23 protein-coding genes are annotated in these 23,055 nt (G+C 50.8%); 14 read left to right on the forward strand and 9 right to left on the reverse strand.

The window, feature by feature from the left end:
- Positions 1–5: 5 nt before the first annotated feature.
- Positions 6–1,226 (reverse strand): extracellular solute-binding protein, encoded by a 1,221-nt coding sequence (locus OK412_RS05240; protein WP_033780055.1) that lies wholly within the window; start codon positions 1,224–1,226, stop codon positions 6–8.
- A gap of 325 nt (positions 1,227–1,551) precedes the next feature.
- Here OK412_RS05240 and OK412_RS05245 point away from each other — a divergent pair, with 325 nt between their 5' ends.
- Entirely contained in the window at positions 1,552–2,670 is a 1,119-nt protein-coding gene (locus OK412_RS05245; protein WP_010670650.1) for an ABC transporter ATP-binding protein, read from the forward strand.
- Positions 2,671–2,914: 244 nt separating this feature from the next.
- On the opposite strand, the gene OK412_RS05250 is transcribed toward OK412_RS05245, so the two are convergent.
- Both OK412_RS05250 and OK412_RS05255 read right to left on the reverse strand, forming a co-directional pair.
- Positions 2,915–3,514 (reverse strand): hypothetical protein, encoded by a 600-nt coding sequence (locus OK412_RS05250; protein WP_010259156.1) that lies wholly within the window; start codon positions 3,512–3,514, stop codon positions 2,915–2,917.
- A 30-nt stretch (positions 3,515–3,544) separates the two neighbouring features.
- Positions 3,545–3,886 carry a hypothetical protein gene (locus OK412_RS05255; RefSeq protein WP_010670649.1) on the reverse strand — a complete coding sequence of 114 codons (342 nt, stop codon included), beginning with the start codon at positions 3,884–3,886 and terminating at the stop codon, positions 3,545–3,547.
- Between the two features lie 401 nt (positions 3,887–4,287).
- On the opposite strand from OK412_RS05255, the gene OK412_RS05260 reads away from it, so the two are divergent.
- From OK412_RS05260 to OK412_RS05275, 4 genes are all read left to right on the forward strand, one after another.
- Positions 4,288–4,725 (forward strand): DUF2628 domain-containing protein, encoded by a 438-nt coding sequence (locus tag OK412_RS05260; protein ID WP_264352804.1) that lies wholly within the window; start codon positions 4,288–4,290, stop codon positions 4,723–4,725.
- A gap of 358 nt (positions 4,726–5,083) precedes the next feature.
- A complete protein-coding gene (locus OK412_RS05265; protein ID WP_111534324.1) occupies positions 5,084–6,961 on the forward strand; it encodes a M48 family metallopeptidase in 1,878 nt (625 codons plus the stop codon).
- 135 nt (positions 6,962–7,096) lie between these two features.
- Positions 7,097–8,065, forward strand: a complete 969-nt coding sequence (locus OK412_RS05270; RefSeq protein WP_031292497.1) for a YiiG family protein — start codon at positions 7,097–7,099, stop codon at positions 8,063–8,065.
- A gap of 247 nt (positions 8,066–8,312) precedes the next feature.
- On the forward strand, positions 8,313–9,830 hold the full coding sequence (locus tag OK412_RS05275) for a hypothetical protein (protein WP_264352805.1): 1,518 nt from the start codon (positions 8,313–8,315) through the stop codon (positions 9,828–9,830).
- Between the two features lie 196 nt (positions 9,831–10,026).
- On the opposite strand, the gene OK412_RS05280 is transcribed toward OK412_RS05275, so the two are convergent.
- On the reverse strand, positions 10,027–10,917 hold the full coding sequence (locus OK412_RS05280) for a LysR family transcriptional regulator (protein ID WP_264352806.1): 891 nt from the start codon (positions 10,915–10,917) through the stop codon (positions 10,027–10,029).
- A gap of 129 nt (positions 10,918–11,046) precedes the next feature.
- On the opposite strand from OK412_RS05280, the gene gstA reads away from it, so the two are divergent.
- The gene (gene gstA, locus OK412_RS05285) at positions 11,047–11,652 is read left to right on the forward strand and encodes a glutathione transferase GstA (RefSeq protein ID WP_064690684.1); all 606 of its coding nucleotides are present in this window, start codon (positions 11,047–11,049) and stop codon (positions 11,650–11,652) included.
- A 168-nt stretch (positions 11,653–11,820) separates the two neighbouring features.
- Entirely contained in the window at positions 11,821–12,564 is a 744-nt protein-coding gene (locus OK412_RS05290) for an alpha/beta fold hydrolase (protein WP_264352807.1), read from the forward strand.
- On the opposite strand, the gene OK412_RS05295 is transcribed toward OK412_RS05290, so the two are convergent.
- Positions 12,561–12,872, reverse strand: a complete 312-nt coding sequence (locus OK412_RS05295) for a cupin (protein WP_010259799.1) — start codon at positions 12,870–12,872, stop codon at positions 12,561–12,563. The two genes, OK412_RS05290 and OK412_RS05295, sit on opposite strands and share 4 nt — an antisense overlap.
- Positions 12,873–13,308: 436 nt before the next feature.
- Here OK412_RS05295 and OK412_RS05300 point away from each other — a divergent pair, with 436 nt between their 5' ends.
- Positions 13,309–14,130: a DUF4225 domain-containing protein gene (locus tag OK412_RS05300; protein ID WP_264352808.1), complete on the forward strand. Its 822-nt coding sequence runs from the start codon at positions 13,309–13,311 to the stop codon at positions 14,128–14,130.
- Here OK412_RS05300 and OK412_RS05305 read toward each other — a convergent pair.
- Positions 14,102–14,431, reverse strand: coding sequence for a hypothetical protein (locus OK412_RS05305; RefSeq protein WP_223564327.1), 330 nt, complete (start codon positions 14,429–14,431; stop codon positions 14,102–14,104). The genes OK412_RS05300 and OK412_RS05305 overlap by 29 nt on opposite strands.
- 631 nt (positions 14,432–15,062) lie before the next feature.
- Here OK412_RS05305 and OK412_RS05310 point away from each other — a divergent pair.
- Both OK412_RS05310 and OK412_RS05315 read left to right on the forward strand, forming a co-directional pair.
- Complete coding sequence (locus OK412_RS05310) at positions 15,063–15,746, forward strand: hypothetical protein (RefSeq protein ID WP_264352809.1); 684 nt, start codon at positions 15,063–15,065, stop codon at positions 15,744–15,746.
- A 340-nt stretch (positions 15,747–16,086) separates the two neighbouring features.
- Positions 16,087–16,707, forward strand: coding sequence for a protein phosphatase CheZ (locus OK412_RS05315; protein ID WP_264352810.1), 621 nt, complete (start codon positions 16,087–16,089; stop codon positions 16,705–16,707).
- A 152-nt stretch (positions 16,708–16,859) separates the two neighbouring features.
- Here OK412_RS05315 and OK412_RS05320 read toward each other — a convergent pair whose 3' ends face one another.
- Both OK412_RS05320 and OK412_RS05325 read right to left on the reverse strand, forming a co-directional pair.
- The gene (locus OK412_RS05320) at positions 16,860–17,300 is read right to left on the reverse strand and encodes a GNAT family N-acetyltransferase (protein WP_060678945.1); all 441 of its coding nucleotides are present in this window, start codon (positions 17,298–17,300) and stop codon (positions 16,860–16,862) included.
- 208 nt (positions 17,301–17,508) lie between these two features.
- Entirely contained in the window at positions 17,509–18,501 is a 993-nt protein-coding gene (locus OK412_RS05325) for a threonine/serine dehydratase (protein WP_187500398.1), read from the reverse strand.
- Positions 18,502–18,552: 51 nt separating this feature from the next.
- Between OK412_RS05325 and OK412_RS05330 the strand changes: the two genes are divergently transcribed.
- Entirely contained in the window at positions 18,553–18,900 is a 348-nt protein-coding gene (locus tag OK412_RS05330) for an ArsR/SmtB family transcription factor (RefSeq protein ID WP_409390732.1), read from the forward strand.
- Between the two features lie 404 nt (positions 18,901–19,304).
- Here the strand turns inward: OK412_RS05330 and OK412_RS05335 are convergent, their stop codons facing one another.
- Positions 19,305–20,030 carry an SDR family NAD(P)-dependent oxidoreductase gene (locus tag OK412_RS05335; protein ID WP_158132207.1) on the reverse strand — a complete coding sequence of 242 codons (726 nt, stop codon included), beginning with the start codon at positions 20,028–20,030 and terminating at the stop codon, positions 19,305–19,307.
- 118 nt (positions 20,031–20,148) lie between these two features.
- Here OK412_RS05335 and OK412_RS05340 point away from each other — a divergent pair, with 118 nt between their 5' ends.
- The 3 genes from OK412_RS05340 (at position 20,149) to OK412_RS05350 (ending at position 22,735) form a co-directional block, all read left to right on the forward strand.
- Positions 20,149–21,051 (forward strand): LysR family transcriptional regulator, encoded by a 903-nt coding sequence (locus OK412_RS05340; protein ID WP_167423265.1) that lies wholly within the window; start codon positions 20,149–20,151, stop codon positions 21,049–21,051.
- Between the two features lie 235 nt (positions 21,052–21,286).
- The gene (locus OK412_RS05345) at positions 21,287–22,027 is read left to right on the forward strand and encodes an SDR family oxidoreductase (RefSeq protein WP_264352904.1); all 741 of its coding nucleotides are present in this window, start codon (positions 21,287–21,289) and stop codon (positions 22,025–22,027) included.
- 24 nt (positions 22,028–22,051) lie between these two features.
- On the forward strand, positions 22,052–22,735 hold the full coding sequence (locus tag OK412_RS05350) for an O-methyltransferase (RefSeq protein ID WP_264352812.1): 684 nt from the start codon (positions 22,052–22,054) through the stop codon (positions 22,733–22,735).
- Positions 22,736–23,055 lie beyond the last annotated feature (320 nt).

Here is a 23,055-nt window from a genome sequence, read left to right on the forward strand (position 1 = left end):
CTGCATTACTGGTTACTGGCCTGCATCGCTTCAATCTGCATGGTGATCTGCTTCACTGCATTATCCAGTGCCGCTTTTGGCTCCTGCTTGCCGGATACGCTCAGCTCCAGGGCAGCATTGGCTGGCCCCCACACTTCCTGCATTTCCGGCACGCCAGGCATTGCTGACGCACGCGCCGCCTGCACCGCGACCGCGTTGGCCTTCTCATCATCTTTGATAATCGGATCGTTCATCAGCGCGGTGACCGGTGGGATCTCCTGGGTTTTCTGATAACGCTCTTTCACGTACTGCGGCTGGTTGATGAAGGTGAGGAACTTCTGCGCCAGCGCCTGATCTTTGCTCCAGGTAGAGACCACATAGCCTTTGACGCCCAGGAAGGAGCTCATCGGCTTGCCGTTAGGCAGCAGCGGCAGCGGTGTCACGCCATAGTTGATTCCGGCAGCCTGATAGGGCTGGAATGCCCACGGCCCATTGATCACCGCCGCCGCTTTCTTCTCGGTAAACAGCGAATCGATGGCGTTGAGGCCGTTGTCGCCCATGATGCCGCCTGGCAGCAATCCTTCACTGAAGAAGCGCTTGAGATAAGTCACCGCTTCAACGCTGCCTGGGGTGTTCAGACCGATATCCTGAGTGTTAATTGCGCCTTTGGCGTCTTTGCCAAAGATGTAAGAGCCCATCGGAGCCATCACACCCCAGCTGTAATAAATCTGGTCAAACTTAGCGAGCAGGCCATACTGCTTCGCCTCACGCTGCTTCTGGGAGAAGGCACGGTATTCCTCCAGCGTTTTCAGTGGCGACGGCAGCAGATCTTTGTTGTAGATCAGCACCAGCGTTTCCACCGCTTTGGGTACGCCGTAGACCACACTGTTCTGTGTGAAAGCCGCCATTGCTGAGGGGGTGTAAGCGCTCTGCTCTGCTGCATCTATTTTCAGCGGTGCCAGTAATCCCTGTACGACCGCGCTACCGAGCTGGTCATTAGGGATCACCAGGACATCCGGGCCAATACCCGCCGGGCCATCAAGACGCAGCTTCTCAATCTGCTGTGCAAACGGCATCTCCTGAACTTTCACTTCAACGCCGAACTGTTTCTGAAAATCGGCGATCGCCGTTTTGATGCCGTCTGATTTTTTAATGTCTTCCCAGACGGTAAGTTGCTGAGCGGCCCAGGCGGATTGATTAAGCATCAATGCAGAAAGAAGTAGCGTAACGCTGATTTTGATTTTCATTACTGGCCTCGTGTGAAGGTATGACATTTTAAGCTGTCATTTGCTGATGTTCTTTTTTCAGGCACATGCTGAACAAGGAATTATTGAGCATATGAAGTGTGAATAACGTATCGCATTTGAGACATACGCTACGCGGAATGCGTATCGCGCTCCAGCCCGTTCGCATCAATGTGTGATCGCTATTACAGAAATCAAAATCAGCGGTAGGGCGCACTCTGGCGGAACGATATAGTCAGCGCAGGCACCATCAGGGCTGACGTGTAAAAAGACAGACTGTTATACGTCATACATTTCAGCCGCCAAATCCCTTGCCATGAGGATCAGCATGTCCAGCATCAGATTGAGAAACGTCACCAAACGCTTTGGTAAAACAGAAACGCTGAAAAATATCGCGCTTGATATTGAGGCCGGTGAGTTTGCGGTCTTCGTCGGTCCGTCAGGCTGCGGTAAATCCACACTGCTGCGGCTGATCGCCGGGCTTGAAGAGATCAGTGACGGTGAGATTTTGATTGGTGATGAGGTCATGAATGATGTCGCACCCTCGCACCGCGGAGTGGCAATGGTGTTTCAGTCTTATGCGCTTTACCCGCATATGACGGTGGCGGAAAATATCGGTTACGGACTGAAGGTGAACGGCGTGCCGAAAGCGCAGATTCAGCATCAGGTAGAGATGGTGGCGAAGACGCTACAGCTTGCGCATCTGCTGGATCGTAAACCAAAGCAGCTTTCCGGCGGTCAGCGTCAGCGTGTCGCCATTGGTCGCGCAATCGTGCGTAATCCCCGGGTGTTTATGTTTGATGAGCCCTTATCGAACCTGGATGCGGAGCTGCGTGTCGATATGCGGCTGCACATTGCGAAGCTGCACCAGGAGCTGAAAACCACCATGGTCTATGTGACGCACGATCAGACGGAAGCAATGACGCTGGCCGATAAGATTGTGGTCATGAACTACGGGAAGGTTGAACAGGTGGGTTCACCGATGGCGCTCTATTACAACCCGATTAACCGCTTTGTCGCCGGTTTTATCGGCTCACCTAAGATGAACTTCCTGCCTGCACGCGTGGAGCAGTGTGGCCCTGCTGGCCTGGTCGCCCTGATCAATGACGGCGAGCATCGGCTGCAGCTCCCCTCGCCCATCCGCCAGTTGCAACCAGGCGATGAGATCACGCTGGGTATCCGGCCGGAACAGTTGCAGATCAACGGCGATGCACCACTGAACATCAACTTCCACTGCGAAGTGGTTGAGCGACTTGGCAACAACACCTATCTGTTTGGTCAGAGCCACGGCCACGACGGCTTCAAGATGCTGCTGCCCGGCGATGTGCATTTCCGTCCTTATCAGACGCTGCGCCCCACCTTCCATCCGCACCATTGCATGGTATTTGATGCTGAAGGTGCTCGTATCAGCGCGGATATAGCGATGCCGCAGGTTCGCGCAGCCTGAAGTAGATGTTTGCATAAAGTTAACGAGAGGCCGGAGACGGCCTTTTGTGTTTTCAGGCCTGGCATAACGCCTGAAGAAAGAGGTCAGGAAAGGGGTTTGCGGGCAAGCCGTGATGACGCGCAGACGCGTCAGCCTGAGCATTGTTCAGACAAGGCATTGCAGGTGAGTTCTGAGTAAACTCATGAACCCCACCGGCAACCCCTTATCCGGGTCGATCAGCTAACCGGGCTTATCGACTGAGGCCTTACTTACCGAGGATATTGTTTACTGCTTTCAGGTGGCCAGCCTTGTCTTTGTGGTTTGAAATCACCTGAATAACGGTGAATTTCTTGTTGGCGACCGCCAGCAGCGTCGCCTGTTGCACATCGTTGCCACCCATTTTGTCGGTGGCTTCAATATGATAGACCGGCAAACCGTTGGTATTTTCAGTTTTCTCACTGATCACCGTATAAGAAGGTGAAGCCTGCTTCTGCTTGTCTTTGATAGACTTCCCGCCTTCAAGAAAATCAGCGTCACTGCCACCGCGCGCAATCAATGGGATCTCTTCTTCGCCAATGATCAATACGCGTTTTTCCTGCTTGTTCACATACATGGTGCCTGGTCCGCCGCCCGGCACAGGCTGCTTTTCATAGCCCTGCAGTTTGAACGTCTGTTTGCCATCCAGCAAAGAGATCGTCTGAGTCTGCGTGTTTGCAGCTGGTGCTGTCTCAGCGGCTGATGCCATCAGAGAAGTAGCCCCGATGGCAGTTGCCAGGCAGATCGCACCCATAATGTTTAATGATTTTCTTAATTTCACCATGAACTCCTTCGTATTGATGATATTTCCATTTCGCTGATACAGCATCAGTATGGCCTGTATCAGTGATGTGAAGTGTTATCGGGTCAGGTCGTAAATACAGATCCCTGAGCCGAGCAGAAACAGAATAATCGGCCAGTAGAGAACGGGAATAAAAAAGAAGTTGTGGGTTTTTTCGGGGGCCATCATTGGCTGGCTTTTCGTTGCTTGTGCAAGGGAGTCCAGCCATTTTTCCTGCCGAAGCACCCAGACAAAGGCCGCACAAAAAAGGGCAGAAACGATCAGCGTAGCCCCTGTCGCCCATAGATGGGAGACAAAGAAACCGTCGTAGTAATAAATATCTAACAGCCATTTACACAGGAGGTAGGCGGCAGAAATTAATACTGCGACGAAAAAACCCACTCCGCTCCATGCGATCATCTTTATATCCTTCTAAGGTGTGAGGAACGAGGAATATTTTTTTTGAAAATTAACATATTTTTATCATTGTGGCGATATTTTCTTTGGTGCTAATATCAATTACATCCAGCACAGGAGATGTCCGGCCTGTGCAATTTTCACATTACTGATTCTGATGGATTTATTTTCAAATATTGTTGTTTAACCTGAATTCGGCACCCGTGCAGCTAATAGCGCACCCAGGGTGTAGCATGGCTATTTGTACCGTACCGATATTATTTTGGTGCGAATTAACGCGGCTTCCCTGTTTTTAAAATTCTTATGCGCTGTTCTGGCGGTCGATAAGCACAATTCATGCGGCTGTCATCCGTCTGAAACAGTGTCGGTCTCTGTAGTTTTCTGCGCAGGATATTGAGGCAACCATGAAACAACCTATTGAAAATCATAATAAAGTAAACGCAACTAAAGAGTACAGTGCGAAATGGCAGACCCGATTTGATTTTTTCGACCTTCATGGTGCTCCCAGTACACCAGGCTTCAGACAGGCATTGAAACAACTGCCTTTCAGGCAAAAATTAAAAGTGAACATGAATTTAATTGCCTTCCTTTTCGGCCCGATTTATCTGTTCGTACTCGGCCTGTGGAAGAAGAACATCATGCTGATTTTAATTATGGTAGTTGTTTATACTATTTTGATCATCGCCTTAGCGATAGCGGGCATGGAATTTCCACGGTATCTTCAGGTTGGCCTGGGCTATGGCTTTAATGCCCTGTACGGCATGAGCACCAATTACAGTTATTACCTGAAAGAGAAAAAAGGCGATAACGGCTGGAATCCCTTCAAAGGGATGCGCTGGTAATTTTTTCGCACCGCTCTGATGGTAAAATATAGGATTATGGTGTATCTGATGCAGACAGATGGCGGGGATTAGCCATCGGTCAGGAGATCGGACAGAATAAGTGATGAGCACTAACTCAAATTAGTGCTGTCGTGGCAGAACCACCGGAAGCCGCCAGAAAAATAACCTGACGGAAAAGGAAAAAATCGCCGAAAATATCCGTCTATACCTTTTCAAAACGGGTTCAGGCTGGCTTATAATCGCTCTGCAATAATTATAATATCGTGAAGCTCGCATAAATGTTTCCGCACCGTTTAACCGGGGCCAGGATATTCTTTTCGGAATTTCCTGATAGCAGCAGCTTCTCCCTTTCATAGACATGCAGGAAGTTACTATTTTGAATACATTAACGGAATTGAAAAAGGGTTATCTAAAGGTATTTTTCTGGCTGCTGTTCACACTGTTTCTCGTCCCTGTCATTACCCTGTTTTTTGCTGAATATGGCAACAAACAACTTGATCAGCAATACACGCAGTTCTTCATGGACGATGCGCGGGAACAACATCAGGATACGGACAAACTACAGGCGTTTCTGCAGCAGAACCCGCCTTCCAGTGTCTGCGGCCCGGTAGATGAAAATCTGCAGGATTACAAAAACGCCGTCTGCGAACCGCAATCCGAACTGTGGCAGTTCTACATGATGGATAAAGTGGCATTCTGGACACTGATCGGCAGCGGCGCTGTCCTGCTGATGGTGCTGTTGTTCAGTGCGCTGGCCTTTAAAAGCCGCCAGGGACAGGTTATCAGCCTGGCGCTGGCCCGCAAGTTCCTGATGCTGGCCTGTTCGCTGGAAGTCATGGTACAGGGCGGCATGCTGGTATGGCTCTCATTCTGGGGCACCGCCTTCTTCACGCAGACCTACTATCCCAAACTGGTGATGGCAGTAGGACTGCTGGTGCTGGCCGGTATGTATTACATGATTAAAGGCATCTTCAAAAAACTCCCACCGGAAGAGAGTATTGAAGGCGAAGTCGTGACCCGCGAAGCGGCACCGGCACTCTGGTCACAGATTGATATGCTCGCCGCCAGAGTGGGCACCACGCCACCCGATCATATTGTTGCGGGTATCGACACCAACTTCTACGTGACCGAAGCTCCGCTGAACGTGAATGGGAATCCGCTCACCGGCCGTAAGCTCTATGTCAGTATTCCGCTCCTGCGTCAGCTCACCGTTGCGCAGGCTGATGGCGTGATGGTCCATGAGCTGACCCACCTGCATGAAGGCGACACCGCCTCCGGCGCATTACTGGGACCTAAACTGCATCGGTTTGATCTCTATATGCAGCTGATGGGTCAGAATGTGGCCACGCTGATCGTCTTCTATCCGCTCTATCTTTATCGCATGCTGTTTGAACTGGCGTGGCAGCGTAACAGCCGTGAACGTGAGTTTGTCGCGGATCGCAATGCATCAACGCTGGTCTCCCCTGCCGCGATTATCGAATCACTGATCAAAGTATCTGCGTATGCCAGCTACCGGAATGAAGTTGAACGAAACTTCTTTAATAATCAGACGCTGCACGAAAATGAACTGGGGATCAGTAAAGCTATTGCTGCCGGTCTGCCAGAACATGTCGCCTCTCCGAACTTTATCAGCGTCATCCGTGAGCAGAATGTGCCGCACCCGTTTGATTCACACCCGCCGCTGGCGGAAAGGATGCGTAACGTAGGGTATGAGATTAACGAAGCTGACTATGCAGCCATCGCCGCCGATTTCCCGGCCCAGAGCTGGGTCGATCTGATGCCGGTTGCCAACGAGATTGAACAGCAGTTGTGGCAGAAATATGAGCGCGACTTCTCTTCTGTGCATGAAGAGAGCCTGGCCTGGCGCTATCAGCCTGACGGTGAAATGGAAACCGCGCTGGTGCTGAAGCATTTCCCCAATGTTCCTTATACCCTGAAAGATGGCTCGCAGATCGTCATCACCTGGCAGGGCATCGTGTCGCCGAAAACCGGCGAAGTGCTGGAGTGGGATAACGTTAAAAACATCAACGTCATTCGTAGCTTCGGCCGGGATAAGCTCTACGTGCAACATGTGCAGCCAAACTCGCAGGGAAAAAAACGCAGTGAGATCCCTCTGCCGGGCCTGAAAAAGGAGATTGAAGCCTTTAAAAACACCCTCGGCTATTACTGGCATCGTCATCAGACAGTCAGGGCGTTGCTGAAAGAAGAAACGGCGGCAGCGACGCAAAGCGCATAACCCGTTTGTCATCGGCTCCCTCATCGCAGCTGAAAAGGGAGCCAATGCGAACACCCATTTTCAATCTCTATTTCTGACCACATAAATAAAGGAACGATTGTGTTTAAAAGAGCAAGCAGGGCCATGATACCCGGGATGCTGGTGACTGCCCTTGTGCTGCCGCTGGCAGCATGTGACAACAGTGACAAAGCGGATGCAAAACCCGCCCCTCAGAGTCAACCCCAGGCTGTTGCGGAGGATAGCGCTGCGCAACTCACCACAAAATTAAACGCCTATGTGGGTTGCTTTAACACTACGGATGGATCGGTTCGCGATAGTGCCCTGCGCTATGTGAGCTGGATGGCGAATGCTGAAAAGGGGCCAACCGGCAAAGAGCGCAGCATCAACGTACTGGGCGAGGTCACGCCTTATGAACTGGAGAGCTGCACTAAAGCCATCAACCAGGCATCGAAGGCTAAACCGGCGTTACCGGCGCTGGATGCTGCAGCAACACAGTATCTGGCGGATTTAACGACATTGCAGCCGCTGGTTTCGCAGGCTCATCTTTACTACAGTCAGGAAGATTACAAGGATGATGGCTTCGCGAAAGCCAAACAAATGCATCCGCTGCTCATGAAGGCGTTTAACAGCTTTATGAAATCCAGCGACCAGTTCGGTGCCGAAGTTGAAAAAGAGAACAATGAGGTCGTTGCTGCGCAACTCGTTGAGATTGAAAAGTCTGAGGGCCGTCATAGTCGCTACTACCGCCTGGCATTAGTCACACAGGCCAAACCGCTGGCGACCCTGTTTACCTCTTCCGCTCCCGACGTGGCAGAGATGACAAAAGCGATTGATGCTTACAGTACGCTGCTGAGTGAGGCAGAAAAGGCAACGGCCAGCGAAGCGGGCAAGCCATTAACCTGGTCCATCTTCCAGGATAATGCCGGAACCTTCCTGAAAGACTGCAAGGATCGCATGCGTCGGATTCGCGATAAAACACCTTACAGCACGGGTGAGCAGAGTCTGCTGAAAGGAAGCGGTAATTCAGGCTGGATGGTATCGGGTTCACCGATGCGTGTTTTAAAATCCTATAACGAACTGGTTGAGGCCGGTAACCGCCTGTAAGCTGAATACCTGCCCCGCTTGCCTCCGGGCAGGCTTCATCAGTCGGGTTGTTGCGTGCAACCCGACTGACGCTTTCACCTGCCGCGAAAAAAAAATAAAAATGTTCACGCGCCAGCATTTCGTTAAAACGTTATGCCAGGCTAGTGTGCTGGATGGATCTGAGACCCGCGGTAAAGCGCACCCCTGAGCAGGATGCGCGCTGCATCAGATTTTCTGACTGTAAAATTTTTGACTGAGAGGAGCGAGAGTGCAAGCAAAGGTCGGCGATATCTACAGCGTGTATTCCCCGCAGTTGCAGCAGTACGTCGCCTGTCAGGTGACACACCTCCAGCAGCCTGCTAATGCCAGAGGCAAAGTCCTTGCAGCCATACTCCAGCTCGACTGGGCAGGTGATCATTTGCCTGACAGGGCGGAAGCCAGCCGTATGCAGCCTTTGCGCTGTAGCTACTATTTTGTCAAAGACAGCTTCGATCACGGTTATGTCTCTGCCAATGTCCCACCGGGACATGTATTAATTGCCAACCTGCCGCCGCTGGCAGATCAGGAAGTAAACGCCTACAAGTTCGGCTGGGACGTGGGAGACAGTCTTGTTCGACAGCGAAACTGGGAGAAGATCGACCCGGCCAGCCGTGCGCGGTTCAAGGCTGCTTCAGGCGCGCCCAACGTGGTTGTCGGCGGCCAGACACTTCGCCAGGACACCACCCGTATCAATGACCACCTCCTGCAAACCCTGACCGATCTCTCTGAACTGGATCGCCTGCCCTGCCTGATGACCATCGAAACCCGCCATGGCACCCCGGAACTGATGGCCTATATACAGCAGCATGACTTCATTAATGAGCTGCACTGGCAATCCGCTGTCGTCAGCGAAATCGATGTCGGGGAGACCCGTCTGTCGCGTTTTATTCTGCACCCTGAAGGCGTCAGCTGCGTGCGTCTGAATCCTGATCTCTCCCTGCTGTCACTCACCGCAACGCCTTCTTCAGGCTTTCAGGTAGAGGCTGATCAGGAAGGGCGCAACCTGTGCCTGCAATGCTCTCAGGCTTTGCCTGTGCTGCAGGGTATTGACCGGCTCAGGGCATTGTCACTGACAGGCGTTAAAGAGATTGACCTGGCGTCAGTCGTTGAGCGCTTTACCTGCTTAACTGAGCTGCGCATCTGGGGAAATCCCGGCGTAGCCAGCAATATGCATCGTATTGCCGCACTGCCACAGTTGCAGATGCTCACCTTCTTCAACCTGTTTGGCTTCAGCGCGGCTGACTTTCCCTCACCAGAAGCGTTGCCCAATCTCTCATGCCTGTGGATGACCAGCGTCCCGCTTGACGTGGTCAGCTCTGTCAGAGCCGCTTATAAAAAGGCGACAACTCAGGGGTTGGATCTCTCGCTGAGTAAAGCACGCAAGCCGGAATGGCTGGCTGAGAATCTGCACAATCCGTTCCGGGACTGGGATGGACGCGAACATATTTCGGCCACTTATGCCAAAAAAGCAGCGCTGGCTTACAAAAACCTGCGGGCTGCCACGAACAACATCGATAGCAGCATGGATGTGGCGAGCCTGCTAACAGCCGCCGTAACCGCCTATACCGAAGCCTTTAATCTCATCGACCGGCGTTCAAAGGCGATTGAGACGGTCGAGCGTGAGGAGATCTACAGTGTGCTGTGCGATGTTCTGAACCCGCTGGAGAAGAAACTGGGCGAGCAAGGCGCCACGCTTGTGGATCAGCCGCGGTTGTATCAGCTGTTCGACCAGTTACGCGAATTCTGAGCCATCCCGATGATTCAGGCGTGTTCCGCCACGTCAGAAAACCGTTATTCGCCCCGATCACCTTATGCGGCAAAGCGTTAAGACGTGAGTTGAGAAAGGATCGCGGGCGGGAGAGTCTGCAGACCTCTCTTTCCCGGCCAGCCATTCTGCTGTTTATGATCGGGTAACGGCAGATAAAGTCAGCGGTGCAGTGGGATTATCCGGAGATATTACCCTGTCCTTTACGTAGCCCGTTCAGGAGTGCCTGCGTCACGCCAGAAGCTTTTCCGGAAGGCGAACAGACCAGCCCGAATTCACGGTGCAGAGGCGGGATGACCGGCATCACTGACAGGCCGCGACGTTCCGCTGGCAGGGCTGATTCCGGCACCAGCGCGACACCCATACCTTCACGTACCAGCATGCAGGCGCTGATCCAGTCGCGGACCTTTACGCGCACGTCAGAGAGGTGGAATCCTGACTGTTCCATCAGGCTTTTGCCATTAACGACGCATCCGCCTGTTGCAAGCACAAAGGGCTGGTCTGCCAGTTCCTGCAGGGTTATACCGTTCGCGCCTGACTGACCGATGTGCGGAGCGCTGGCTGGCATGACGGCGACCCAGGCGTCTTTTCCCAGTATCACCTCAGCACGTCCGGGTGTGGGGTTCATTACCACCCCCAGTTCAACGGAGTCTGCTGCAAGCCACTCCTCAACTTCTTCATCCGTCCCTTCCAGCACCACCACCTCCATGCCCGGATGCAGACGCCTGAAGTTACGCAACAGCCCAGGCAGGAGTGTGGACGTCACAGAGGGAAAGCTGGCAAGCCGAATGCGTCCGCCTTTTAAACCCCGGCTCTCATCAGCCAGCACGCGGATCGCGCTGAGCTGCGACAGCATAATCCTGGCATGTTCAATGACCTGCTCTCCCAGCGCGGTAACACCGATGTGCCGGCGCTCACGCACGAATACCGCGAACCCGAGTGACGACTCTAACTGGGTGATAGCCTGGCTGGCACCGGACTGTGTCATGCCTGTCGTTTCAGCAGCACGCGAAATATTGCTGGCATCGGCCACCGCCACCAGCAAGCGCCAGTGCAGAAGATTCATCATGGTTATCAGTAGCCCAGCTAATAGTTAATTATTGGAGCATTAATTTTACAGAATCCTCTGCGTTAAGCACAGTCTGTTCCGTAACGACAAAGAGAATCTCACATCGCTTTCAATGTTAACGGAGAAGACATGAAACTTTATTACGCCCCGGATACCTGTTCGCTGTCACCCCATATCGTGCTGCGTGAACTCGCACTGGAGTTTGAGTTGGTTAAAGTGGATAACAGGAGCAAGCTCACCTCTGACGGACGCGACTTTCGCCTTATCAACCCCAAGGGCTATGTTGCTGCACTGGAACTGGACGACGGGCAGATACTGACTGAAGGGCCGGCGATTGTGCAGTACCTCGCCGACCTGAGGCCCGAAAGCGGGCTGGCACCGCCAGCAGGCAGCTGGGCGCGTGTTCGACTGCAGGAGTGGCTGAACTTCATTACCAGTGAAATCCACGCGGGTTCCGCTCTGTTATTTAACCAGGCACTGCCCGACGCTGTCCTGTCACTGTTTCGTGAAAAGCTCTTCCGGCGGTTCGACTTTCTGCAGGATACGCTCGCCGAAAAAGCGTTTCTGATGGGACCATCATTCAGCATTGCGGACGCCTACCTTTTCACCGTACTGGGTTGGTGTAAGTTCTTCAGCATTGAACTGGATCGCTGGCCTGCGCTGTTGGCGTACAGAGCAAATATCAATGCGCGCCCTGCTGTACAGGCGGCATTACGTGCAGAGGCGACGCAGTAAGCGCGGACAGATTGGTGGCCTGATGCCAGAGTATGAATAACCGGTCCTTGATCTGATGCTGGCGCCTTGCGTAACGGTAGTCTGGAGCCAGAAGCAGACGGAAATTTATCGTTTCACCGGGAACGGGTTAGTATCTCCAGACTGACCTTTTAGCGGGGAGTCGGCTTTATGATTAACAACACCAGGGCGGAAACCTCTGTCATCAGGCATGCCGACAGGAATTTTGACGTCACGTTATTGAAGGTGAATGAGGCCAGCCACTGCATCCTTTTTGCGGCAGGTGCTGGCGGAAGTCCATTGCGTCATCTTGAGCTTCTGCAGACCTTTAGCCGCAATGGTATTTCAGTGGTAGCGCCCCATTTCGAACGGTTAACCTCTTCCACGCCCTCAAAGGCTGACTTACTGGAACGCAGCCAAAGGCTGGTCCTCGCCCGCGATGCGTTTTGTCAACATTATGCCTCGATTACCGGCGTCGGGCACTCACTCGGCACCGTGATTTTGTTAATGCACGCCGGGGCGACGGCCTGGACTCGCACCAGAGAGAAGGCGACATATGCAGGCAGACAGGATTTGAATCAACTGGTGCTGTTAGCGCCACCTGCGGATTTTTTCAGAGCACCCTCGGCCCTCGCCTCCGTGAAAGTACCTGTCAGGATCTGGACTGGCGAGAAAGACACCCTGGCACCGCCATCGCAAGCGCTATTCATCAAAGAAGAATTAGATAATCGAACTGAGACAGAACTTTGCGTGGTTAAAGATGCCGGGCATTTTACCTTCATGAACATCCTGCCGCCGCACATCACTGACACCCACCCATCACGCGACGCCTTTCTTCTCAATCTGGGAGAAGAGATCGCCCGTTTTGTCACTGGCTTGTTGGCTCAGCCAGATAATGAATCACAACTTAATTAAACCGATCCCTCTTTTTCAATCACCAGCACGCGGGCGACGCCCTGTGGACGCGCGATATGTTCTGTCCCTTCACTGGCATAAAAAATATCACCGGCGTTGAGTACACGGCTTTTAACTTCGCCCTGCTCTTTATATTGCATTTCAACACACCCATCCATGACAGCAAAAACCTCCTGACCATCGTTGATGTGCCACTTATAAGGCTGATCGGTCCAGTGAAGTTTCACGCTGACATTATCGAAGCTGGCAATATGCTGTGAGTCCCAGGCCTTCGAGCCGGTAAATTCCTTACTGCAATAAAAATTCATTTTAGCTCTCTCAACAGAAGTGATTTAACGCCATCGACATCATCAATATCAGAGAGAGTTGATCGATTCTATACGTCAGGCATCTGTTGTCCTGATCTGTCCTCTGGTTGTCCGTTTAGGGGCAGAGCGGGGGTTGTGACGATCAGTTTGACCTGCCGTCTTTTACTGATTCGGCCAGACAGGCGCGATATTCTGATAAAACGTAACGCGGCCAACGCGCTGGCGATCTCAATTGCATGAGTTTCGCTTTGGGTCGGTTTTCGGTGTCATGTGAATGGCCTCTGTATAAGTGTGAGAGCCACGATCATTTGAAATAAATCCTGATAGTTCATCCTTTACCGTGTTATCCGAAGCAACATATCTTCAACTGTAACGACGGTTTACACCTGTAAATAATGGGGTATTATCGGCGATATTATGTACAGGGAGAAGATAAATGGATGTAGCATTGCTTGATATGATGCGCTCAGGCAGAAGTAAAAACTGGGCTGAAACAATGATTAACCTTGAGGCCAGAATGCTGATTAATACAGCTAATCATGTGTCCTCAGTCCATCTTTCGAATGGCATGACTCAGGTGAAGTTTGTTCAGGAGATCAGAGATCTGGTTGAGCAGCAGTTTGCGTCTGCCCGACGTGCAAAATCAGAAGAAGAATGCATAGCCTGTATTAAAAATCTGAGGGAAGAAACGGAAAACCTTCAGGAGCAGGACAGAATGCTGCGCATGAAAACGGCGAAACTCTATGCCAAAGTGGAGTTCGTCAGGGAAAATAATAAAATTGTCGGGTATGTCATTTCGGCTGTAAATGTAGTTTTGTCGGGGGCTGAAATAGCTGCTGGCCTGACCCTTATAGGAACTATGACACCATTGGGCGTTCTGGCCGGTGCAGTTTTAGTTACTGATGGTGCGAACGGCATAAGCAAAGAAATTGCGCACTATGTAATGGATAACAAACAGTCTGAAGGATTGGTTGCGGATGCCGCTATGTCCACTGCTGCATTCATGGGGTTCAGCCCTGATAGCGGGCTGGGAATCTATAAATCAATCTCGCTTGTTGCAAATGCCTATAGCGTATTCGGTCTGTTCAGACGCCCTGGAACCTGGCGTCTGTTCAGATATTTGCCCGCGGATTATTTCAGGAAAGTCAGCACTATGAGCCGTCCAAAACTCACAATGAATATAGTCGGTTATGGTGTTAAAGCTAAGGTCATATTTGACCTTATGTATATCACTGATGCTGCTCTGAATGAGCCGTGATTCTGCGATAGCGCCATGACTTGTATGCAAGCTTTGCTGGGGCTAAATACCATATAAAAGGCAATATAATCGCAAGTGTGGCCGCCAGCGTGATGCTGGTATCTACGGATGCCAGCATCAGCGTAAGAGCAAGTATGATAAAGGCAATAATAGTAATCCACTTCGAGGCGTTAAAGCGGTTAGCAAGATCATGGATCATGGAATCCAGTGAGCCACCATAATTAGCCATATTGTTTTTCAGTTTTAGTAGATCTGCATGACTAAAGCCGGATTCCAGTAGTGCTTTTTCACTCACTTTCATAGATTTTCATCCTTAAAAATTACCTTAATAGCTTAAGCAAGTTTACCTGAAAACGGCACTAAAAAACCCGTGAAGCGCAGGCTTTCTGTCGCGTGATACTTGTAAACGTCCATTATCCACAGAGCGGGTGGTTAGCTGGGATCAGCATGATGTACCAGTGCGCTTTTCCTGATCTATCAGATAGTGCCCCTTGTGAATGTACTCCTGACCGCGAAACAGCTGCGGCTAATCGGGATTTCCAGATACTGTTGGCATTTACTGAGATATTGCCAACTCATCAGCCAGCCCTGACCCGCCATCCTGACCGTGAATAACCATGTAATACAATCGTTTAAATCTGGTCGCTAACTGGTCATCAGTGGCCACTGTACGGGTAGACTGCGTTCGCCATCTCCTGTGACCTGGACGAATCGACGCAACGCTATCCTTAAAGATGTGTGAGACGTTGAACATATGGTGATATGTTTGCGATCAGCAAAGGGGATATGCCTGATAAGTTATGGGCAGTAATAACAACTCACTTCTCAAATCCTTATTATCCCTTAAAAATTAATCGAATAGCCTAAAATACCAGACAGAAATACTATTAATGACGAATCGCCTCTGTTCATACCAATGCCAAAGGTCTGTAATGAAATCGATAAATCTGGAAAGCTTGTATCGCTCTGCCAACGAGAACACCCTCTCCATCTGGTCGGAAAATGCAGGAGTTGGGGCTGTTAAAGAGGGGAATTACTACGATCCTGTAAGGCTGGCTCTTGCAGCGGGCATTCAGCCGCCGGTGCCCTTTGATGTCTCACGTCTTATTTGTGAATTACAGCAGCTCACAAAGGATGATCCCCTTGCCGATATTCTGCCCACACAGGGTTTCCATTTTACTTTCTTACCCCTTACCCTGCCGCTCTATAACGAAAACGAGTCATTGCCCGAAAAAATCGATGAATTGACGAATATCTGGAGCGAATTTGATGCGATAAAAATTGTTATCAGAGATTTGCGGTTAGTTGCATTGCCCAGTCAGTTATTGCTTGCGGGGATCCCTGATAGTTCGGCAACAGCCATGCGCCACTCATTCTGCGAAAAAGTTCTGGATTCGCACTGGAAAAATGAGTTGCTGATGCGTCATACCGGCAGCCCATTACCGGCACCCTTCTGGCACAATACTATCCTGCGCTACGGCGCTGATTTTTTACCTGCACCCGTGCGTGAGTTTATTTTTGAACGTCAGACCATTAATTTTGGGGAGGTTGCTGGAGAATTAAAACTGGCGAGGGTCAACTACAACTGGACAAAATGTTATCCGTTGGCGGATTAATTAAGACGAAGAAATTACATGATAAATAAGATGTCTTAGTTTCCACTCCCTCTCCTCGCGTAAACGTTTCAGAAGTGGGTAATACGCCCCTTTTATCGCTCATAATAGTCATTAACCCGCACACATTCCGCTCTATACCTGACAACCCCCTCCGGCTGAAAAAACAGGGCCTGCGCGCAACACTTTCTGCCTTTCACAATCCTGATTTCGTTAGCTCTATGGTGTCTCATTCACATCATGTCACTTTTTACACGAGTAAAAACCTCAGGAAATTTAAAAAACCGCCGCGAGCTGCCGATAACCTCAGGTATCGAAACTCTGTACGCAGGAAACAACATCCATGTCACCATCCGACACCCATAGTAAGCATCAGGAAATTGGCGAAATTACGGCGCGTGCTGGCTTCATCCTGCGGCAGCTTCGCGACAGTCTGCAACAGCTGGGGCTTGATAAAACCATCGCCGATGTGGCGGGAAGCATCCCTAACGCCCGTGAAAGGCTGGGTTATGTCGTCACAATGACCCGCGAAGCAGCAGAGGGCGTAATCAACAGCGTGGAAATCACGCAGCCTCTGCAAACCAATCTGGGAGAAAAAGCGGAGAAACTCACGCAACGCTGGGATGCCACTTCCGGTACGCTGTCAGACAAAGAACAGACCCAGGCATTAGCGGCAGATACTGTTGCCTTGCTGAATGATGTCCCCCGCGTCACGGGTCTGACGCAACAGCAGTTGCACGCGATTATGATGTCACAGGGCTTCCAGGACCTCACAGGACAGATTGTGCAGGCTATGATGGCCGTGCTGAATCAGGCTGAGCAGCAGCTGATACAGGTCATCCGCGATAATACCGGCTCACACAGCACCGCCGAGCGCACTGCGCCGTCTAAACCTTCCTCCGCACCAGAGACTCCTGCCAGTCAGGATGATGTGGACGACCTGCTGGCCAGTCTGGGAATGTAAACCGACGTAATAAAATCGCTCTGAGAAAGGACGATTAATGATTAAAGCGTTTTCGCCAGGCCACCCAATCGGTCTTGCTGACAGCAAAGATGTTATTTTGGCTAAACGTCCGCCTTATGCCATTGGCAGACGTTTATGAAAATGGCAGTGGATTACACGCTGCGATGCTTCTCCAGTTTGATATCGGTATCGTTAATCTCTTTTTTATTGCCCCAGCCGAGCTGCATGTAAAATTTCGCCGCGCGACTATTTTTATCGGTTTCCAGCCAGGCAATCTCATGATGTTTGAATAATTCCTGCTCGGCGAGAAAAACCAGCCTGCGACCTATCCCCTGGCCTTCATATTCCGGGAGAACAAAGGCCGCAAAAAGACAGCCTTCATCCGGCAAAATCATTGAAAATCCAACTATTTTATCGCTTTCAGCCGCAACCCAGGCGCATAAATTCTTTTCAATCATATCCGCCACGACGCTTTCGGTGATCCCCAGCTGACGCATTTCTTCACGACTCAAATAATTCTCGAGCACTGAGGTTCTGACTTCGAAAATACTGTCAACATCAGAAGCCCGGGCTGTTCTTATATTTATATTCATTAGTCTTACTCCTTGTATGACAAAAATATTTTTTGATTATGATGCCAGACATTCCCTTAAACGAACCATAGAATTTTAAGCGAAAAGGCTGTTAAACGGCAGGCCGTCAAAGGCGGCACTACCTCAAAGCCTGCGTAATGAATGAAGTCGTTATGATAAGAACGTTGTGCAATATGAGCTCAGCCGACCTTAACTCCGCTCTGTTTCTTCATAGTGACGCCTCATTAACTAATTTGAGATAGCGGGAACCCGATATGTTTCTACCGCTCACCACGCAGACAACTTTACGCCCGCTCAGTTCTTTTGCATAACGGATGGCTGCCGCAACTGCGGGTACGCCTGAAGGCTCTACAACATGGCTGTGCAGATTAAGCATTAACAGCATCGCTGCTTTGATTTCGGCTTCTGAAACCAGAAGAACACGATCGACACGATCGCGTATAAGTGGCCAGGTCATCGCTTCAGGCTCTATATAGCCACTTATGCCTTCGGCGATTGACGACGATATTTCCACTGGGATCGCCTCACCAGCTTCTTTCCAGCGCTCAAACGTCGGGCTTGCTTCACTCTGCACTGCCCACACTTCGGCTGCAGGGTTTATGCCCTTGATGGCTGTTGCGATACCGGAGGCCAGCCCGCCGCCGCCAATGTTCACGAGAATAACGTCAGCGTCTGGCCAGTCTTCCATGATTTCCAGACCGACGGTGCCGCCTCCGGCAATCATCTGCTGATTATTATAGGCTGAGACGAACGTTGCGCCGGACTGTTGCGCTGCGACAATGGCTTCCTGCCTTGCGTCTTCAATGTCGTCAAAAAACGTAACCTGCGCACCATAACTTTTCATTGCAGAAACCTTAATCGGGTCTGCTGAAAACGGTAAGAATATGGATACGGGTATGCCTGCCGCATGTCCCGCACAGGCAAGCCCTAAACCATGATTCCCTGCCGTCGGGGCGATGACGCCGGCACGTCGCTGGTCTGCATTAAGACTGGCAAGAACGTTTGCAGCACCTCTCAGCTTAAAGCTACCCGTATGCTGAAGATTTTCCATCTTAAGCCTGACCTCCGTCCCGACAAGAGCAGACAGCGAGTGGGAAGGCTCCAGTGGAGTTTTGCATACTGTTGATTTAATTCGCCCGGAAGCGGCATAAATATCTTTCAGCGTGACACTGTCTGTTAGCCTTTGTCTGTGGTTTGTCATAGTATGCCCCTAAAGTTATATAAGAAAATGACTATATAGGCGATTGACTATATGCACAACTCAAAGACATTAATGGCCGATATTTTTCGTGCCCTTGGTAATGAGCATCGGCTCGTGATTGTTGAATGGCTGTCCGATCCAGAGTCACATTTTCCGGTGCAGCAGGACGGCGATCTGGTTAAGGATGGTGTGTGTGTCGGATTTATCACCGAAAAAATTGGTCTGAGTCAGCCCACCGTGACAGGCCATCTGCAAATTCTTGCTAAGGCCGGAATTGTGACATCGAAACGTATCAAGAACTGGGTGTTCTATAAACTTGATAGACAACGGATGGATGAAGCTACGGCAATGTTGTCTGGATATGGGAAGCTGGCGCCTGGTTCACCTGAACAGCCATAATTGGGCAGTATGTGTATTTACAGGGCAGTAAATCCAGTGTGTGTGTATCTCGCTCCTGGCGTGCCCGCCTTTCAGATAAATTTATTCGGTCATCGTTATCTGTTGTCATCTTCTGTAAAACTGCCGTTTAACTTCAGAAACTAACCCGGCTGATGACCAGCCTGTAGGTTTGGGTCCGCTTTCGTTCAAAGCGGACCTTATGACCTAATTTTCTGTACGATCCGTGCCTGAGGCGGCCATTAATTACATTCAGATGCGCTAAGAAACATTGAGCCGCTTATTTTCCTTCAGGATGATTCGGACATATTTGAGAACCGACTGCGCACGACACGCCAGGCGTTCTGCCCACACCCGTCAACCAACCTGCCCCATCCAGGCAGGTGGAATGCTTTATTAGACGAGATTCACCAGGGTGCGCACTCTCCATCCAAAAAGAATCCTGCGGTGATTGTCTGGGATGCTTCAGCAGCGAGCCAGACGATCCCCCTGGCCGCCTGGGATACAGTCCGGTAACCGGTATGTCCGTTAAAATCGGTGGCCGTATATCCCGGGTCAACTGCGTTTACGCTGATGCCATACTCAGACAGTGAATTGGCAAATGCCACCGTAACGCCATTTAATGCCGTTTTTGAACTGGTATAGCCCAGTGCCGCTACCTGAGAGTAGGGATGCGCTTTGTCAGATACCCATTCCAGCGATCCCAACCCGCTGCTGACCATGATAATCCGGGGTTCCTCACCCAGTTTGAGCAGCGGCAGAAAAGCCTGCGTTACTCTGATGACGCCGAAAACGTTGGTGTTATACACCGTCATAATATCGCTGATGCTCTGCGACTCAGGCGCGATGGGCCAGGTTCCGGGAATACCCGCATTGTTGATCAGCACATCTAGTTTTCCATCTTCTGACTTTATTTGCCCGACGGCCGCATCAACACTTTGCTGGTCTGTCACGTCAATGATAGCCAGCCGCGCTTTAATGCCTTCCGACAGCAACCGGCTTACAGCATCCTGACCGCGCCCCCCATCGCGGCAACCCAGCCAGACATTAAATCCCAGTTTCCCCATCAGTCTGGCCGTTTCAAAACCAATACTTTTGTTTGCGCCGGTAATTAAAACCGTTCTCTTCTTCATGTTGTCGCCTCAGTGATTTATGCAGGTGTATCTGAGTTATAAATCTCTCAGAGCTGTTTGATAAGAGGCCGCAATACGAATACGCTGTTCGGAAAGGCGAACAGTAACGGAAGTTGAGATGGATGATGTCGCGATATTTCTTGCCGTCTTCAGGGGTCAGGGTTTCCGGGCCGCTGCTAAAACGTTAGGCCTGGCACCCTCAACGATCAGTGAGAGGATTACCGCGCTGGAAGTCAGTCTGGGCGTTCCGCTGTTTATCCGCACAACCCGCAGCGTAACGCCCACCGAAGCAGGCCGGATGCTGGCCGAGCGCATGGCACCTCTGCTGAGCGAAATGAGATCGGTGATGAATGACGTGGCAAGTTCTCAACGGGAGGTGCGCGGGCTACTCAGGCTGAACGTGACGGGTGCGGTGATGGTCGATATTCTTCCGCCCCTGCTTGAGCAATTTCTCGATCGCCATCCGTTGCTGCGGGTGGAGATTATGGTGGACGATCGCCTTGTTGATGCCACGGCGGAAGGCTGCGATGCAGGCATACGCTATGGCGAACATCTGGCCCGGGACAGTGTTGCCGTTCCTGTCGGCCCACGCCGCCAGCGTCTGGCTCTCGCGGCGGCACCCGACTACCTTGCTTCGCGCGGTCTCCCCGTTCACCCGACGGCATTGGCCGAACATCACTGCATCCGCCTTAAGTATTCCAGCGGCGCGCTGATACCCTGGGAATTTGAACGCAACGGAGAAACCGTCAGCGTCAACCCTGCTGGTCGCCTGACTATCGGTGTCAATGGCGCATCAGGCGCAATTGAGCTGGCAAAAAAGGGTCAGGGCATTATCGCCGTCTTTGAAAACTGGCTGCAGCCCTGCTTTACGACGGGTGAACTGCAGCCTGTGCTTCCGGAGTGGTGGCCCGAATTTGAAGGTCCCTGGCTCTACTTTCCCAGCCGCTTTATGTCAGCACCTCTGCGCGCTTTTGTGGATTTCCTGAAAGAGGTACAGTCAATGCCTGAACCGCTCGATTGAGTGCAGTAGCAGGCCCGCCAGTCGATATTGAGCTCGGCTAACAAGCTCACCTCTTTTTTGACAGGTTGTGGCAGGTTAAAACGCACTGGAGGCATGGGTCCGCGTTTCAGACCGCTTTTTGTCAGGAGCGGAAGTTCGGGCAGCAATGCCATCGTTGCGTAATGAAACAGATGACGAATAGTATTTTTTTTACGTAAGGTAAATGCTGATTCCAGAGACAAATAAGGGTGTAAGCGTGGGTAGATTTAAGGGTAAACGGATACTAATTACGGGCGGCACGAGTGGCATGGGGCTGGCAGGCGCTCAGCGTATTGTCACGGAAGGTGGCCATGTAGCCATAACCGGGCTCAATGAAGAAAGACTGGAGCGTGCACGCAGCCTGCTTCCTGCAGCTTCGCTTATTCTGAAAAGCGATGCTTCAAGCGAAACTGATATACATGGGCTGGGTGAGGCTATTAACGACTGGGGGTCACTTGATGGATTATGGCTAAATGCCGGCTTTGCTGAAGTAGGCTCTCCGGAATCTGTAACGGCAGATTCTTTTAATCGTATGATGAATGCTAATGTGCGCGGCCCGATGCTACAGCTGGCAGCCCTCTCCGAATCACTTAATTCAGGCGCGGCCATTTTGGTAACTTCCTCCTCTTCCGTCTATGAAGGGACGGCGTTGACAAGCCTGTATGCAGCGACGAAAGGTGCCGTTATCGCTATGGTCAAAAGTTGGGCATCTGCGCTGGCCGAACGGGGTATCCGCGCCAACGCATTGGTTCCGGGTCCGATTGAAACCAACTTCAGGCACTTTATGCCAGAAGAGTCACGTCAGCAGTTTGAAGATTTCGTTGTAAGCCAGGTTCCTTTAGGCCGCGCAGGAACGGCACAAGAGGCAGCTGCAGTTGCACTTTTCCTCCTGTCAGATGACGCATCTTATGTTACCGGCAGCCAGTATGCTGTAGATGGCGGGCTGGTTCATTACTGAAGTTTTTAAGGAGATTAAATTCATATGCGCATTCCGGATTACCCTTCACAAGATTCTGATAAATGGGCTCAGGTAGATGCATGGTTTTCTGAAAAGCTAGCCCCTGAAGATTCAGATTTAAAATACGCTCTGGCTAATAACTCAGATCAAGGTTTGCCTACGCAGGACGTATCCTCTTTGCAGGGAAAAACGCTGGCTATTTTCATGCAAATGTCACGTGCTGTTCGTGTTCTTGAAATAGGCACGCTTGGGGGGTATAGCACCATATGGATGGCCAAAGCTCTCCCACCACATGGAAGCATAACGACAATTGAATTCAACGAGCATCATGCAGAAGTGGCCAGCCAGAACCTTAATAAAGCAGGGCTGGCTGAGCGCGTCACGTTGCACAGGGGAGCTGCGCTTGGGGTCTTACCCACGCTTGATGCTCCTTTTGACCTGATTTTTATCGATGCCGATAAAGTGAATAACCCCCATTACCTTGAATGGGCTATCAGACTGTCGAAACCAGGCACTGTTATCGTAGGAGATAACACAGTGCGCGGTGGCAATGTCATCGACTCAAGTAGTGAAGATCCGAACGTTATAGGCCTGCGAAAATTTGTCGAGATGATTTCTGAGGATGAGCGCCTTGAAGCGACGGCAGTTCAGACTGTTGGTGAAAAAGGATGGGATGGCTTCGTTATAGCTATCGTTAAAACCCTATGATGCTACTTATCATTCAGGAAAACGCACTTACCTTAAATGTTTATTCACAGTTTCTGAACGATAAATAAAAACTGTACTGTTTATGATGTCTAAAACGCTAAATATAAAACATTCGCTTTTCTTTCATAACGAACATTGTTTGTTGCACATGTCCGCTTTGTGCCAGTAGCAGCCTCTTCGCTTTTATCTTTAGAGTACAGAAAGCTTGCATCTTTAACTGGAGACCTTAAATAAATCATTTTTTCTAAAGATTTATGTCACCCTGCCGTTACTTGAAAAAAGCCATCAATATAAATCACGGACTAATCTTTATTCAGGCT

Origin of the sequence: Pantoea sp. JV6 (genome assembly GCF_025910055.1) — a bacterium.
GTDB classification, from domain to species: Bacteria; Pseudomonadota; Gammaproteobacteria; order Enterobacterales; family Enterobacteriaceae; genus Pantoea; species Pantoea agglomerans.

What these genes read in the sequence shown, in the direction of transcription:
- OK412_RS05315 (WP_264352810.1), top strand. Translation starts at nt 16,087, where the DNA reads ATGTCACCATCCGACACCCATAGTAAGCATCAGGAAATTGGCGAAATT.
- OK412_RS05325 (WP_187500398.1), bottom strand. Translation starts at nt 18,501, where the DNA reads ATGACAAACCACAGACAAAGGCTAACAGACAGTGTCACGCTGAAAGAT.
- OK412_RS05330 (WP_409390732.1), top strand. Translation starts at nt 18,553, where the DNA reads ATGCACAACTCAAAGACATTAATGGCCGATATTTTTCGTGCCCTTGGT.
- OK412_RS05335 (WP_158132207.1), bottom strand. Translation starts at nt 20,030, where the DNA reads ATGAAGAAGAGAACGGTTTTAATTACCGGCGCAAACAAAAGTATTGGT.
- OK412_RS05280 (WP_264352806.1), bottom strand. Translation starts at nt 10,917, where the DNA reads ATGATGAATCTTCTGCACTGGCGCTTGCTGGTGGCGGTGGCCGATGCC.
- OK412_RS05255 (WP_010670649.1), bottom strand. Translation starts at nt 3,886, where the DNA reads ATGATCGCATGGAGCGGAGTGGGTTTTTTCGTCGCAGTATTAATTTCT.
- OK412_RS05270 (WP_031292497.1), top strand. Translation starts at nt 7,097, where the DNA reads ATGCTGGTGACTGCCCTTGTGCTGCCGCTGGCAGCATGTGACAACAGT.
- gstA (WP_064690684.1), top strand. Translation starts at nt 11,047, where the DNA reads ATGAAACTTTATTACGCCCCGGATACCTGTTCGCTGTCACCCCATATC.
- OK412_RS05350 (WP_264352812.1), top strand. Translation starts at nt 22,052, where the DNA reads ATGCGCATTCCGGATTACCCTTCACAAGATTCTGATAAATGGGCTCAG.
- OK412_RS05310 (WP_264352809.1), top strand. Translation starts at nt 15,063, where the DNA reads ATGAAATCGATAAATCTGGAAAGCTTGTATCGCTCTGCCAACGAGAAC.
- OK412_RS05340 (WP_167423265.1), top strand. Translation starts at nt 20,149, where the DNA reads ATGGATGATGTCGCGATATTTCTTGCCGTCTTCAGGGGTCAGGGTTTC.
- OK412_RS05250 (WP_010259156.1), bottom strand. Translation starts at nt 3,514, where the DNA reads ATGCTGTATCAGCGAAATGGAAATATCATCAATACGAAGGAGTTCATG.
- OK412_RS05265 (WP_111534324.1), top strand. Translation starts at nt 5,084, where the DNA reads ATGCAGGAAGTTACTATTTTGAATACATTAACGGAATTGAAAAAGGGT.
- OK412_RS05260 (WP_264352804.1), top strand. Translation starts at nt 4,288, where the DNA reads ATGAAACAACCTATTGAAAATCATAATAAAGTAAACGCAACTAAAGAG.
- OK412_RS05240 (WP_033780055.1), bottom strand. Translation starts at nt 1,226, where the DNA reads ATGAAAATCAAAATCAGCGTTACGCTACTTCTTTCTGCATTGATGCTT.
- OK412_RS05300 (WP_264352808.1), top strand. Translation starts at nt 13,309, where the DNA reads ATGGATGTAGCATTGCTTGATATGATGCGCTCAGGCAGAAGTAAAAAC.
- OK412_RS05305 (WP_223564327.1), bottom strand. Translation starts at nt 14,431, where the DNA reads ATGAAAGTGAGTGAAAAAGCACTACTGGAATCCGGCTTTAGTCATGCA.
- OK412_RS05320 (WP_060678945.1), bottom strand. Translation starts at nt 17,300, where the DNA reads ATGAATATAAATATAAGAACAGCCCGGGCTTCTGATGTTGACAGTATT.
- OK412_RS05290 (WP_264352807.1), top strand. Translation starts at nt 11,821, where the DNA reads ATGATTAACAACACCAGGGCGGAAACCTCTGTCATCAGGCATGCCGAC.
- OK412_RS05245 (WP_010670650.1), top strand. Translation starts at nt 1,552, where the DNA reads ATGTCCAGCATCAGATTGAGAAACGTCACCAAACGCTTTGGTAAAACA.
- OK412_RS05295 (WP_010259799.1), bottom strand. Translation starts at nt 12,872, where the DNA reads ATGAATTTTTATTGCAGTAAGGAATTTACCGGCTCGAAGGCCTGGGAC.